Annotated in this window: 13 protein-coding genes and 3 tRNA genes; 4 read left to right on the top strand and 12 right to left on the bottom strand. The window is 34.2% G+C overall.

Annotation, left to right across the window (positions count from 1 at the left end):
- Positions 1-49: 49 nt before the first annotated feature.
- From glmS to LO744_RS16580, 3 genes are read right to left on the bottom strand one after another with little or no spacing between them, the layout of a single operon-like run.
- Entirely contained in the window at positions 50-1,903 is a 1,854-nt protein-coding gene (glmS, locus tag LO744_RS16570) for a glutamine--fructose-6-phosphate transaminase (isomerizing) (RefSeq protein ID WP_230671346.1), read from the bottom strand.
- 36 nt (positions 1,904-1,939) lie between these two features.
- A complete protein-coding gene (locus LO744_RS16575; protein WP_230671348.1) occupies positions 1,940-3,565 on the bottom strand; it encodes a DUF4270 family protein in 1,626 nt (541 codons plus the stop codon).
- An 11-nt stretch (positions 3,566-3,576) separates the two neighbouring features.
- Positions 3,577-4,347 carry a glycogen/starch synthase gene (locus LO744_RS16580; RefSeq protein WP_230671350.1) on the bottom strand — a complete coding sequence of 257 codons (771 nt, stop codon included), beginning with the start codon at positions 4,345-4,347 and terminating at the stop codon, positions 3,577-3,579.
- Positions 4,348-4,515: 168 nt separating this feature from the next.
- On the opposite strand from LO744_RS16580, the gene panC reads away from it, so the two are divergent.
- Complete coding sequence (gene panC / locus LO744_RS16585; protein WP_230671352.1) at positions 4,516-5,364, top strand: pantoate--beta-alanine ligase; 849 nt, start codon at positions 4,516-4,518, stop codon at positions 5,362-5,364.
- 90 nt (positions 5,365-5,454) lie between these two features.
- Here the strand turns inward: panC and LO744_RS16590 are convergent.
- From LO744_RS16590 to LO744_RS16600, 3 genes are all read right to left on the bottom strand, one after another.
- Positions 5,455-5,527 (bottom strand) — tRNA-Lys (locus LO744_RS16590).
- A gap of 79 nt (positions 5,528-5,606) precedes the next feature.
- Positions 5,607-5,689, bottom strand: a tRNA-Leu gene (locus tag LO744_RS16595).
- A gap of 35 nt (positions 5,690-5,724) precedes the next feature.
- Positions 5,725-5,797: transfer RNA gene (locus LO744_RS16600), tRNA-Lys, on the bottom strand.
- 116 nt (positions 5,798-5,913) lie between these two features.
- Here LO744_RS16600 and LO744_RS16605 point away from each other — a divergent pair.
- Entirely contained in the window at positions 5,914-6,429 is a 516-nt protein-coding gene (locus LO744_RS16605; protein WP_230671354.1) for a shikimate kinase, read from the top strand.
- Between the two features lie 16 nt (positions 6,430-6,445).
- On the opposite strand, the gene LO744_RS16610 is transcribed toward LO744_RS16605, so the two are convergent.
- A complete protein-coding gene (locus LO744_RS16610) occupies positions 6,446-6,883 on the bottom strand; it encodes an RNA-binding S4 domain-containing protein (protein ID WP_230671356.1) in 438 nt (145 codons plus the stop codon).
- A gap of 54 nt (positions 6,884-6,937) precedes the next feature.
- Here LO744_RS16610 and LO744_RS16615 point away from each other — a divergent pair, with 54 nt between their 5' ends.
- Positions 6,938-7,672 (top strand): hypothetical protein, encoded by a 735-nt coding sequence (locus LO744_RS16615; protein WP_230671358.1) that lies wholly within the window; start codon positions 6,938-6,940, stop codon positions 7,670-7,672.
- 55 nt (positions 7,673-7,727) lie between these two features.
- Here LO744_RS16615 and LO744_RS16620 read toward each other — a convergent pair whose 3' ends face one another.
- The 4 genes from LO744_RS16620 to LO744_RS16635 all read right to left on the bottom strand — a co-directional run bounded on the left by LO744_RS16620 (position 7,728) and on the right by LO744_RS16635 (position 11,859).
- A complete protein-coding gene (locus tag LO744_RS16620) occupies positions 7,728-9,230 on the bottom strand; it encodes an FMN-binding glutamate synthase family protein (protein WP_230671360.1) in 1,503 nt (500 codons plus the stop codon).
- 56 nt (positions 9,231-9,286) lie between these two features.
- Positions 9,287-10,633, bottom strand: a complete 1,347-nt coding sequence (gene mtaB / locus LO744_RS16625; RefSeq protein WP_230671362.1) for a tRNA (N(6)-L-threonylcarbamoyladenosine(37)-C(2))-methylthiotransferase MtaB — start codon at positions 10,631-10,633, stop codon at positions 9,287-9,289.
- A 66-nt stretch (positions 10,634-10,699) separates the two neighbouring features.
- A complete protein-coding gene (locus LO744_RS16630) occupies positions 10,700-11,341 on the bottom strand; it encodes a hypothetical protein (protein ID WP_230671364.1) in 642 nt (213 codons plus the stop codon).
- The gene (locus tag LO744_RS16635) at positions 11,338-11,859 is read right to left on the bottom strand and encodes a DUF1572 domain-containing protein (protein WP_230671366.1); all 522 of its coding nucleotides are present in this window, start codon (positions 11,857-11,859) and stop codon (positions 11,338-11,340) included. The genes LO744_RS16630 and LO744_RS16635 overlap by 4 nt, the downstream gene beginning before the upstream one ends.
- 80 nt (positions 11,860-11,939) lie before the next feature.
- On the opposite strand from LO744_RS16635, the gene LO744_RS16640 reads away from it, so the two are divergent.
- Positions 11,940-12,272: a nuclear transport factor 2 family protein gene (locus LO744_RS16640; RefSeq protein WP_230671368.1), complete on the top strand. Its 333-nt coding sequence runs from the start codon at positions 11,940-11,942 to the stop codon at positions 12,270-12,272.
- A 54-nt stretch (positions 12,273-12,326) separates the two neighbouring features.
- On the opposite strand, the gene LO744_RS16645 is transcribed toward LO744_RS16640, so the two are convergent.
- Positions 12,327-14,420, bottom strand: a complete 2,094-nt coding sequence (locus LO744_RS16645) for a T9SS type B sorting domain-containing protein (RefSeq protein ID WP_230671370.1) — start codon at positions 14,418-14,420, stop codon at positions 12,327-12,329.
- Positions 14,421-14,459 lie beyond the last annotated feature (39 nt).

Consider the following 14,459-nt stretch of genomic DNA (forward strand, 5'->3'; position numbering starts at 1 on the left):
TTTCAGAATAACGAAAAAAACCTAAACTTATTTTATTTCCAAGTACTTTTTACTCTACAGTTACAGATTTTGCAAGATTTCTTGGCTGGTCTACATTGGCACCTCTATACACTGCTATGTAATAAGCTAATAATTGTAATGGTACAGAAGCTACTATTGGAGAAAAACATTCTGAGGTTTCAGGGATTTCAATCACATAATCAGCCATTGCACTTACCTGAGTATCTCCTTTGTTTACTACGGCAATTACTTTACCTTTTCTAGCCTTAATTTCCTGTACATTGCTTACAATCTTCTCATAGTGTCCTTTTTTAGGGGCAATGATAACAATTGGCATGTTTTCGTCAATTAGAGCGATTGGGCCATGTTTCATTTCTGCGGCAGGATAACCCTCTGCATGGATATAAGAGATTTCTTTTAATTTAAGAGCGCCTTCCAAAGCCGCAGGATAATTGTACCCTCTTCCTAAGTATAAGAAATTGGTAGCATCGATGAAGTCTTTTGCGATATGCTGAGTAAGCTCATGGGTAGCTTCTAATACTTCTTCGATTTTTTTAGGAATCGCATCAAGTTCTGAGATAAGACTCATAAATTCAGCAGTTCCTAAGTTACCGTTGTGATTTCCTAATTTTAATGCAATTAAAGAAAGAATGGTCAACTGTGCTGTAAATGCTTTTGTAGAAGCAACACCAATTTCTGGCCCTGCGTGAGTATAAGATCCGGCATCTGTAATTCTTGCAATAGAAGAATCTACTACATTACATATACCATATATAAATGCACCTCTTTCTTTTGCTAGTTTTAAAGCAGCCATCGTGTCTGCCGTTTCTCCTGACTGAGAAATTGCAATGACAACGTCTTTATCCGTAATAATAGGGTTTCTGTATCTAAATTCTGATGCATACTCTACTTCTACAGGAATTCTTGCAAACTCTTCGATTAGATATTCACCGATAAGGCCTGCATGCCAAGAAGTACCGCAAGCGATAATGATAATCCTATTAGCGTTTTTGAATTTTTCTACATGATCCCAAATTCCGGCCATTTTAATAACTCCTTCATTTACAATAAGTCTTCCTCTCATTGTATCGTGGATAGATTTTGGCTGTTCAAAGATTTCTTTAAGCATAAAATGCTCATATCCACCTTTTTCTATTTGTTCTAAGCTTAATTTTAATTCTTGAATTTCAGGAATTATTTTAGAATTATCATTGATTGTTCTGATGTCTACGCCTCCTTCCAAAGATATTGTTGCCATATGCCCTTCTTCAAGGTAAATAGCTTCTTTAGTAAACTCAACAAAAGGAGATGCATCAGAAGCGATAAAATATTCTTTATTACCAATTCCAATTGCCAATGGAGAACCTAATCTCGCAACAACTAAAACCCCTGGATGGTCTTCGTGCATTACGGTAATAGCATAGGCTCCATATACTTCGTTTAATGCATATCTTACAGCTTCAGGAAAATCTGTTTCAGAATTAAGATCTGTAAAATACTGAATAAGATTAACTAAAACTTCTGTATCTGTTTCAGATTTAAAAGAAAAACCTTTTTCGGTAAGCATTGTTTTAATGGTGTCATAATTTTCAATAATACCATTATGAACAAGTGCAATTTTTCCGTTATTTGAAACATGAGGATGTGAATTTCTATCACTTGGTACACCGTGAGTTGCCCAACGCGTGTGACCCATTCCTATTTTGGAAGTTCCTTTTAAATTATTTGAAATATTGACCAAATCATCAACCTTGCCTTTCGTTTTTTCAACGCTAAAGCTGTTGGCTGTATTTTCTAAAACAATTCCGGCACTGTCGTACCCTCTATATTCTAATCTTCTAAGACCATTGATAACAATATCATAGGCATCTTGAAAACCTGTATAACCAACTATTCCGCACATAATTTAATCGAGTGTTTTTTTTAATATTTTTAGTTTTTATTTTTTGGTACCATGTGTAACCAATAGCTTAATCTTTTTATCGCTTGAAGAATTAGAACCTACAAAAACAGTTCTTCCCATAGAAAAAGCTCTTGAAGTAGAATTATATCCCGCAATAGCACCGGAAGCGTTTGGTAAAAATTGAGCAAGATCTATCTTGAAATATTTATCTTTATATTTATCATAAGTATCAGTTGACTCTACAATATCTTTTAAAGAACGAGTTACCGTAAACTCATAAGACGCTGGGTTCTTATCTGTATTATAAGCTCTTACAGGAATAAAAGTAGCTCCTAATGAAGTAGGATCTGTCGTAAATGCCGTTGTTTCTTTACCGGCAGAATCTTTATTTCTTTGAACAATAGTAAAATCTTGAGCACCTAGCTTTGGATAAGGGTTTACCCATTCTATTTCATCTGTATAAATTCTGATTTTTGCACTGATAATAGCAGCCTTATCGTCTTGGTAAAGTTTTCTAAGTATATCAATCTCTTCTTTTTTGAATTTTATACCTATAGAATTACCTCCCATTCCTTGGGCGTACAGTTTTTCATCTCCTATTTCTTTATTTCCAAAAGCAAAATCGTTAATTTTAGCATTTGTTCTATTATATTCATAATAAGCAGAATGCATATTTGTAAATTTCACAGCAAACTCATATTTTGTTTGAGGTCTTTTGGGAGGAGCTCCAGCTACAGCTAAATCATTCTTATAATACATAATCAACTCCATATCGTTAGGAGCAAATTGGAATAAGTAACCATCATCTTCAGCTACAGAAACTTTTAAACCTCTGAAATGTCTGATAAAATTCGAAGCATCACTTAGCTCAGGTTGTCCTTTCTTATCAATAATTTTAGATTGAAATAAAGTCGGTGATAACTGGATTCTTATACCAGGTGCTGATGAAGGTGTTATTTGAGAATTATCAGAATCTTTAGTAATGGTTACAGCGCTCACATTCCCCTCTTTAATTTCTTTAGAACCTAAAAGAGGAGTGTATGTGTCAAATTTTTTATCAGAATAAACATAATCATTATACCCATTCATAAATTCTTTTACTTCATGTACCTCTAGAGTAAGTTTCTTTTTGGTTTTTCCGAATTTTGTAATAGGATAAGTACTCACCACTTTTTTAGCATCTATATTAGTACCTACATTTCCATTAGCATCTAGACCTCCGTTCTGATAAACATAATTTTCATCTGTAGTAGTAGCGATAAGCGAATCTATACGATAGCTAGGCTTAAGAACCAAAACTACAGAATCTACGACTGCGTTAGTTCCAAAATCAGGATTATCAGCAGCCAATCTCACCTGAGTAAAATACGAAGCTCTCTGCATTCCAAACTGACTTTCATTAAAAGCGCCTAAAACCGCTGTAGAAGAAGTTGAAGAAGAGCCAATAATATTTAATAATTTATACGCATCTGTTCTTATCGTATCATTATTTTTAAAGTTATAAGCAATAAGATCATAAGAAGACTCTACTCCTTCTGCAGCACCATTTAAAAATAACTGCTCTCCTAGAGAATCTGGTTCCGGCTCGCAGTTATAAACCAATACACCCCCTAAAACCATTACAGAAAGAAGGGTGAAAACTTTTCTAATATTATAAATCATCAAAATGTATATTAATATAATTTACTGATAGAGTCTACATCAAGGTATTCAGATTTTGAAGTAGCCGTTTCATTAAAGCCTTTGTCAAGATCACCGTTCAAAAACTCATCTCCTTTTACGACTTCGTCTACATAATTCATACTTTCAATTACGAAACTCTCGAAGCTCGGTTTATTTAACGCATTTAAATCTGAAATATTATCAAACTGCAGTTTCTCACCTACATTTTCTGCCAAAGCTGCATCTTTCTCATTGTATAATGAAAGTACAATTTTAGCATCTTTGAAGTAAGTATCAGATTTGTAGTAGGTTTTTAGATAAATAGGCACAAAAGAAGACATCCATCCATTTAAGTGAATTACGTCTGGAACCCAGTTTAGTTTTTTAATAGTTTCTATTACACCACGTGCAAAGAATATAGCTCTCTCATCATTATCGTCAAACGCTACACCTGCATCATCAAAATAATATTGTTTTCTTTTGAAGTATTCTTCGTTATCGATAAAATAAACCTGCAACCTTTCTCCTGGAAGTGAAGCCACTTTAATAATTAAAGGTTGATCTAAATCATTGATAATAATATTCATCCCCGAAAGACGAATCACTTCATGAAGTTGAAATTTCCTCTCACTTATCTGTCCGAATCTTGGCATAAAAACTCTTACATCATTGCCTTCTTGGTGCATTTTAAGTGCCATTTTGTTTACCACCGCTGCTAAATTTGTGTCTTCCTGATAAGGGTACATCTCTGTGGTAATGTACAGTATTTTCTGATTGGGCATATAATTTTTTATATAATTTTAAATAACGCTCTAATATGCAAAATTACGAAAAAACATTCAACATTATTCTAATTAACATTTTTTTACGATAGTTATTGAGATAATGCATAAAAACTAAAAACGAATCTCTTAATATTTAGTATTTTTGAATTGTTATTAAAATAAACTATGGAAGTTCTAAAAAACAAAAAAACACTTCAGGATTTTATAGAAAGACAGAAGGAAATGGGCAAAAAAATAGGTTTTGCGCCTACTATGGGCGCTTTACACAATGGTCACTTATCATTGTATGAAGCTGCAAGGAAAGAAAATGACCTGGTCATCTCATCAATTTTTGTAAACCCTACACAATTTAACAATGCTGAAGATTTGGAAAAATACCCTAGAGACACCGATCGCGATATCTCTATTCTCAAAAATTCAGGGCTTGTAGACGCTGTTTACCTTCCTCAAGTTGAAGATATCTATCCTGAAAAAACAGAAAGCCAGCGCTATGATTACGATGGTTTAGAAAATGAAATGGAAGGAAAGTCTAGACCCGGCCATTTTGATGGTGTAGGAACGGTAGTTGAAGAGCTCTTCAAACAAGTAAAAGCGGACAACGCATACTTCGGAGAAAAAGATTTTCAGCAATTGGCAATCATTAAAAAAATGGTTGAAAAAAAACTGCTTCCTATCAAAATAAAAGGAGTCTCTATTTACAGAGCAGAAAACGGCTTAGCTTTAAGCTCAAGAAACCAGCGTCTCACCGAAGCAAGAAAAGAGGAGGCTAAAATTATCTTCGAAACATTAATGAAAGTAAAAAAATCGTTTAAAAACACTTCGGTTTTAAATATTAAGGAAAATGTAAATGAAATCTTTCAGAACCACAAAGACATGGAGCTGGAGTATTTTCTGATTGCTGACGAAAGCACATTGAAAGAAATTGACCAAAGAGAAGAAAATAAATCTTACAGAGCGTTTATTGTAGTTAATGTAGATGGAGTAAGATTAATTGACAATATGCATTTGGATTGACATAAAAAATCAAAGGCTTCCTGAAGGAAGCCTTTGAACACCAAATCACAAAATATTAATATGAAAAAAATTTACTTTTCAGTAAACTTGTGACCCGGCTGGGATTCGAACCCAGGACCCATACATTAAAAGTGTATTGCTCTACCAGCTGAGCTACCGAGTCGGTCACATAAAATTAACGAGGACAAATATAAAATATTTTTTACAAAATATCAAACATTAATTAAATATTTTTTTTGCTGTGCCTGTGACTGGATTCGAACCAGCACATCCTTAGGAAACCACCCCCTCAAGATGGCGTGTCTACCAATTTCACCACACAAGCTATAAAATTACAAAAATCTAGTAATTTTTTTTAAGTGACCCGGCTGGGATTCGAACCCAGGACCCATACATTAAAAGTGTATTGCTCTACCAGCTGAGCTACCGAGTCGGTCACTATATTATCAAGTTTTTACTGTTAAGTAATATCCTTGTTTTCAGTGGTGCAAAGATATAACTTTTTTCGTTATCTCAAAATTTTTTTGCAAATTTGTTTAAAATAATTTCATGATAATTTCACTGGTAGGCTACATGGGGAGTGGTAAATCTCACATTTCCAAAATATTAAGCGACAAAATAAATTTTAAATTAATTGACCTCGACAAAGAGATTTCTAAGCGAAAAAAATTAACCATTCCCGAAATATTCGAAAAAATGGGGGAAATTCACTTTAGAAAATTAGAAAGAGAAATTTTGGAGGAGATCTTAGCCTCTCAAGAAAATATCGTTTTGAGCCTGGGAGGCGGAACTCCGGTTTATTATAATAATATGGAAATTATTAATAATAGCTCGAAGAGTATTTTTTTGAGAGCCTCTATTGCTACTTTGGCAGAAAGAATTTCAAAGCAGAAAGAAAAAAGACCGTTGATTGCAAAAATATCGGATGAAGATCTTCCTGAATTTATTGCCAAACATCTATTTGAACGAAATGTTTTTTACAGTAAAGCTCAGTTTAGCATTAATACAGATTCAAAGACTCCTGAAGATATCATTCAAGAAATAATAGAAAAGCTCTATCTCTAGAGCTTTTTCTTTTAAATTAATCGTTGGTTTCAGAATCACTGCCATCTTCACCAAAAAAATCGTCCCAATCTGTAAAGTCAGAGGCAACATCATTTTCAACATAATCATCCATCTCTCTTCTATCTTTTTTGGTAGGTCTTCCTTCTCCCCTGTTTCGGTAGTATTCCTGAGACATTTTTCGCATCATTAAGATTTCGTATTGATCTTTATCAGTTACATCTTTAATATGAAGCGATACCAATTTAGCCCCTATTCTACTTTTAGGAATTTGTATTACTTTAATTTTATAATCGATTTGATTTTTGCGAATTTTGATAACATCTCCTTCTTTTACTTCTTTGGACGACTTCACAGTCGAGGCTCCAATAGAAACTCTGTTCTTTTTTATTTCATCTGCAGCCACCGATCTTGTTTTATAAAAACGAATGCTCCATAAAAATTTATCTATTCTCATATTTTTTTATACTTTTGTCGTTATATTATTTGTAAAGTAATTAAAGTTTTTGAAATGAAAAAAATATTTTTGTATATCCTTGCAGGATCGTTGTGTTTCGCAGCTTGTAAAAAGGATGATGAAGTGGAGACTTTTGTAGAGCCCGAAGACATCAATGTAAGAAATTCTTATGACGAGCAGGCTATTCAGAAATTTATGGACAACAACTATCTAGATTCGCAGGGAAACATAAAAGCGTTCAGCAGCACAGATGCAGCTGACGACAATGAGAAAAAACTATCTCAGCTAGACCCTAAAACACTTCCTTCCGGAGTTATTTATATCAAAAGAATCGGAGCTCAGCCAGAAGATAGCAATCCCCCTGTAACGGGTGTTACCATAGAAGATTCTACGCAGATTAAAACAATGATAAGAGCGAACTATTATCTTGCTACAAACACGGACGGAAATATTTCGTTAGGAAACGGAGAACCTCTTTTAAACACCATTAACGGAAGTGGCTCTCCTGTAACCGACCCTACGTTTTATTACGTTAAAAAAATCGTTAGAACGGCTTCTGGAAAAGATAGTAATTATTACGAGATTAAAGGCCTTAAAGAAGGTTTAAAATACTTTAAAGGTTTTGAAAACTTAACCTCAGGAAACCCTTATAATCTACAAGGAGTAATTATTGTACCGTCTAAAGCAGCTTTTGCAAGAAACGCCAATTATTACAATCTTCAGAATGCAACTTTTGTTTTTAATTTTCAAATTTACAAAGCAAATGTAAGACCTTCAGCAGATCAATAATAAATGCTAAAAAGATAAAAAAAGCGCTTCAAAATATTTTGAAGCGCTTTTTTATTTACCTTACATTTCCCAAAATATCTGGGAAATACTTATCTGAAAGATGCTCAAACTCATCACCACGCATAAACATACTGGCATCAACTTCTTCATAAGAACTTCTTCCTGCTGCTGCTATTAGCTCATTACACGTATGCAAAGTATTTTTATGGAAATGATACACCCTCTCAGCTTTATCTGTTACATCAAGCCCTTTAATCAACATTTTATCCTGCGTAGCCACACCCGTTGGACAATTGTTGTTATTACACCTTAACGCCTGAATACAGCCAAGAGAAAACATAAATCCTCTCGCATTATTACAGATATCTGCTCCCATTGCAACTGCTCGAAGAATATCTAAACTTGTCAGTACTTTTCCGCTGGCAATGATTCGCAATTTATCTCTAAGATTATAGTTTCTTAATGTACGATTCACAAATATCAAAGCTGGTTCCAGCGGCATTCCTACTCCATCAGAAAATTCAGGGGGTGCAGCTCCGGTACCTCCTTCTGCGCCATCAATGGTAATAAAATCGGGATAAATTTTCAATACATTCATTTGAACACAAATATCTTCAAACTCTTTGGTATCACCGATACACAGCTTAAAACCGACAGGCTTGCCTCCAGAAAGTTCTCTCAAATGCTGTACAAACCTCAACAATCCGGGAGCATCTGAAAAAGAAGAATGCGAAGGTGGCGAAATAATAGTCATTCCCGGTTTTACATGACGAATTTTAGCAATCTCAGGCGTATTTTTCACCCCAGGTAACACTCCACCATGGCCAGGTTTTGCTCCTTGAGATAATTTAATCTCAATCATTTTTACATTAGGAAGAGTAGAATATTTTGCGAACAATTCAGGATTAAACTTACCTTCATCATCTCTGCAACCAAAATATCCGGTTCCTATTTGCCAACATAAATCTCCTCCTTCCAAATGGTAAGGTGAGATACCTCCTTCTCCTGTATTATGATAAAAGTTTCCTTTTTTTGCTCCTTTATTTAAAGAAATCTGAGCCCTGTCACTTAATGCACCAAAACTCATCGCTGAAATATTAAATAACGAAGAATGATAAGGCTGAGTACATTGCTCACCACCTATCCAAACTCTAGGAAGCTCTTCTTGTGGAGATTTAGCATAAATAGAATGCTTAATTCCTTCATACTTTCTATGATTTACTTCTAATTGAGTTCCAAAAGGCACGGTATCGCTTATATTTTTTGAACGCCTATACACCGCAGAACGCTGGTTTCTGGGAAATGGCTTCCCGTCTGTTTCTCTTTCAATAAAATACTGCTGCATTTCAGGCGAAATATCTTCAAAGAAGTACCTAAAATACCCCAAAACAGGAAAATTCCTTAGAATTGCATGTTTTGTTTGGTAAGAGTTATAGACTCCCAATGCATAAATTGCTGTTAACAGCGTAGGAATCCAGTAATGTGCTTTGATTAATAATGCCACAACCCATGTAGCAGCTACCAAAACAATTCCCCAAGATAAGAACTTATCTCTCATAAGAATATAGATTTAAAACGTTAAAGAATAAATTTAGTGGAAATAAAGCAAATAGACTATGCTTTTGCTAAAAAACTTTCGTAAGACGATAGCACAGTGACCGTGCCATCTGACAGGATTTTTTCTAAATTTAGAAATTCAATTTTATTCACTGATCCTTGGTCAAAATCTTTCTGCACTCGCACATAGTTTTCTGTGAAGCCGTACATTTTGCCATCTTTATTTTCGTGTTCCCAAAGAACGGGAAGTGTTTTACCAAGCTGAGTTTGGTAGAATGCCATTTTCTTTTTTTCAGAAAGAATTCTAAGCATTTTGTTGCGTTTTTTTCGTTCCGGAATAGGAACAACGCCAGACATGCCTACAGCTTCTGTATTTTCTCTTTCAGAATAGGTGAAAACATGCAAATAACTGATAGGAAGCTCATTCAGAAAGTTATATGTTTCCATGAATAGCTCTTCGGTTTCCCCAGGAAAACCAACGATTACATCAACGCCAATAGCCGCATCGGGCATTACTTCGCGAATTTTATGAACTCTATCGTTATATAATTTGGTAAGATAACGACGTTTCATTTTTTTCAACAACTCATCGCTTCCTGATTGCAAGGGAATGTGAAAATGCGGAACAAAACTCTTGCTTTTGGAAACCAATTCGATGCTTTCATCTTTTAAAAGATTTGGCTCAATAGAAGAAATACGGATTCTTTCAATTCCTTCCACCTGATTAAGCTCAGAAATTAAATCTAAAAAAGTATGCTCGTGTCTTTTGTTTCCGAATTCACCTTTACCGTAATCACCAATGTTTACGCCAGTTAAAACAATTTCCTTGATATCTCTTTCAGCAATTTCTTTGGCATTTTTCAGAACATTCTCGATAGTATCTGAACGAGAAATTCCTCTTGCTAAAGGAATTGTACAATAAGTACATTTATAATCACAACCGTCCTGTACTTTCAAAAAAGCTCTGGTTCGGTCTCCAATGGAATAACTTCCGATAAAGAAATCTGTTTCTTCAATTTCACAAGAGTGCACCACACCTTCGCTTTCAGACTTTTCTAAATCGTCGAGATAGCTTAAAATGTTGAATTTTTCTTTGGCTCCAAGAACCAAATCGACTCCGTTAATCTGTGAAATTTCTTCAGGTTTCAACTGAGCGTAACATCCAACAATCACCACCAAACCTTCAGGATTGGCTTTCATGGCTCTTTTTACATGAAGTTTACATTCTCTGTCTGCATTTTCGGTAACCGAGCACGTATTGATTACATAAATATCTGCTTTATCATCAAAACTTACTTTATCATAACCTGCATCTGTTAATTGACGGGCAATAGTAGATGTTTCCGCAAAATTTAATTTGCAGCCAAGAGTATGAAATGCGGCCGTTCTATGAAAGTGAGACATTTATTTTCCTGAATTTTCTGGGTGCAAAGGTAATCAAATTTAATATAATTTTTAAATTGATTTAGTCTATAGTTTATAATCGTCTCTTACTTCGGAGGTATTCACAAAACAGACAGAAGAAGAATTCTGAATTTCTACCTCATCATTTTTTTGTAAATCTCTGATGCATTGCTCTCTTATTTCCCAAATTTCATTCAGGCTATAAGGAATATTTTCATCAGAAAGCCATTTTTTAAGAAAATTTTTATGAAACGAAATTTTTTCGGTTACAATCTCATTATGCTCTATTTCCTTTTCAATCAGTAATTTATTTTTAAACTGTGAATATTTTGAGTCCGGTTTTGTAAAATCAAAATATTCATCATTAATCTTGAGATAATTGTGAGCTTCGGGAATATAATTTAAACTAAACTTGCCTAAAGTATTTTTAATTTTAAAAGTATATTCTGCATCCATTTTAAAGATCCCAATAATAAGCTTCACATCAGACTGATGATTTTCAAGTGCCAATTTTCTCAGTGCTGCATGTTTTGTGCTGCAAGTACCACCCAAATCATCAAAAACACATTTAATATTATTTTTATCAGTATTCCTTTTGTAAGGTAATTCTGAAACATATTTGCAGGCAGAATGAAAATCTAAAATACTTCTATTTAAAAATTCTTCGGAAATAATTTCTGTATTTTTATTTATGATAAAATTTTTCATTTTTCAGAGAATTTATCTTTCATATCATGATTAAAGTCTGATGATTTATTTCTTGCAATAGATAGTGTTTTCCAATCTTCATTTTTCACCATTTTAGCAATAAAAACAATCTGACCGATATGATACGGATAATGTGCCAATTGTCTGAAAACCGCGTCAATCACCGAATGCGCTTCGTTTCTGATATAGATTGTAGAATATAAATTTTCATCATTAATTTGATTCAAAGCATCAAAAAGACATTTCCATCCTTTTTCCCAATAATCTAACACTTCTGTTTTGGTTTTAAAAGTATTTACAAATTCTTCATCACGGTTTCGCCAAGATTTTTCGCCATCTTCTGTTAAAAAATTAGTCCATCTTGAAAGCATATTTCCTGCAATATGCTTTACAATAACCGCAATTGAATTGCTCTCTTCGTTGAATTGCCAGAAAATTTGGTCATCTGAAAGCTGTTCAAATGATTTATCACCGAGCATTTTGTAGTACTCGAAACGTTTTATAAATAAATCTTTCATCCTTATAATTTAAAACCAATTTACAGTTTTTTCCGTATATAAATCTAAAGAATATGATGATTTGTAAGATTAGTAATTTCATGAAAGATTTAAACTCACTTAATCCTGAACATCTTGAAAAGTGGTTTACAGATGAAAGCATAATATGGATTCCGCCAACTAAAGAAATATCGGGAAAGAATAGAATTATAGCTTTATTTAGAGCTATTTTCAGACGTTATGAAAAAATCGAGTGGCGTGTTTCTGAAATTTTCCATTTAGGAAATAATAAATATTTTTATCAAACCTCATCTTCAGGAAATATGAATGGTAAAGGGACTTATAATAATGAAATATGTACCGTTGTACAGTTTTCAGAATGTGGAAAAATACTTTATCTCTCAGATTATTTTAAAGATACAAAAGTGTTTTAATCAATAAAAGCCATCTTTTGCAAGACGGCTTTTGTTGTATTTAATAATTTTTAATTATTCTCTATTTTTCAATAACACCCAACCTGAGTATTTAATCGGGGTATTTTTTTTGTCATTTTCATTCCATGATACAGAATACCAGTAATTTCCGGTAGGAACTTTCTTATTCCCTGCAGTACCATCCCATTTGTAATGATTTAGTTTATCTGCCTGGAAAATTTTGTTTCCGTATCTGTCGAAGACATTAAAAATCAAATTCTGTTTATGCGCCAAAGCAGAATAATCTATGACATCGTTGATGCCATCTCCGTTTGGTGTGATAACATTCACAAGATTCGGAACAACAATTTCTATTTCTATTGGCTCACAATCATAAGCATCTTTTACATAGATTTTATGGTCACCTCTTTTCACATTCGCAAATACGTTAGAATCTTGCCAAACACCGCCATCTATTGAATATCTGTAAGGAGCCTTTCCTCCATTTACATTTACCGTTACAGTCGTATTAGAAATATCAACACTTGTAATCACCGGCTGTTCTGAAGCATATACTTTTACGCTTTGCAAAGCAACACAACTACCAGTTTTTAATTTCACCCAGTAAGTTCCTACACCTACACCAGAAATAGTTTGCGTTGTAGCACCAGTACTCCATTCGTACCCATCAAATCCTGCGCCTGCATCCAAAGTGGTTTTATCTTCTATACAAATTATTTTATCTTTTAAAACTGAAGAATACACCGGAGGAATGACTTCTAATTTAATTTTCGCAATTCCATAACAACTATTTCCATCAATAACTTTCACATACACTACCCCATTTGGAGAAATAAAATTGGTGAAGGGTATTATTTCGTTTGTACCATTCGTAGCGTCTGTAAGAGAAGGATAATATTTTTTTGTAGTCGCCTGAGCAGTGACCGAAGCAGTTGTAAGGTCAAAAGAAGCGGTTTTAAGATTAAAATCAAATGTACAAGCTCTTAATGTAGCATCATTTACAACAACTTCAGGGTAAAAGCGCAAAGTGATTACTGCATTATCAGAGCAACCGTCTGTTGTTTGTACATGTGCATAAACAACCCCTTCAGCTGAAACATGCTGGCTCGGGTTAACAATTTGATTTATTCCTGCATTTAGGTCAGCCATGGTTAAGTAATAGGTTATCGCTACACCTCCACCACCAAAAACATTCGCAGTGGTTAAATTAAATGTACCCTGACCTTTTTTGTTATTGTTACAAGCATAAATCGTTGCATTACTAGCTGTAATATTTCCTAATTTAAATTTAAAAGCACCAATTTGTCGGCAAGAATTAAGGTTATTTGTAGGATTCGTTGGATCTTGATAATGAATACTATAATAATACGTCGTCGTTGTATTTACAATCAAAGGTACAGTAATAGGGCTTGCTCCCGAAAGTGCATTATTCTGTGTGGTATGATAAGTCACAACAAAATTCGGATTTCCATTTAAAATCCCGGGAGTAAGTGTCGTGAAATCAAACAAAGCAGGACTTGAACAGATAAGAACTTCACGAGGATTATTTGGGTTAGCCGCAGGAATTCCTGGTGGTAAAAACGGATTCGGTTGCAATGTTGGGTTGGTAAAAGGAGACGCCAAAGTAGCCGTTCCACCCCAAGTCAATGAAAAAGGCGCGGTTGTACTACCACCTGCTCCTACCCAGTTATCTAAATATAAATAATACGTTTCTCCCGCAATTACATCTAGATACCGACAATATGGGGTTGTAGAACCTCCCGCAGCACTTAATAATGTACTCGTCATATTCAATCCAGTAGAAGCGCCTACTCCGATTACCGTTGCGGCATTACATCGAATAGGTGCACCTAAATTTCCGCATGTAACATTGGGGCCATACATTGCCCAATCATAATCTGCATTGGGATTGGTGGGAACCAAATCAAAAGTAAGGGTTCCACTGGTAGCAATCGTTAATTTATACCATATTGAATTGTGTTCTCCCTCTGTGAGACAACCTCCTAATGTTTCATTTACAAGACCAATTCCTGTAGGACTATAGGTAATATTCGAATTTCCACAAACCGCTAAAGCAGTAGCACAATCTGCCTGCGAGTAAAACGTTTGTGAAATACAAAAAAGAATAAATAGTAGAGTTTTTTTCATGTCTTATTTGATTATTAGTTAAAGTATACCAAATGTACT

The organism is Chryseobacterium turcicum (assembly GCF_021010565.1).
Lineage (GTDB): Bacteria > Bacteroidota > Bacteroidia > Flavobacteriales > Weeksellaceae > Chryseobacterium > Chryseobacterium turcicum.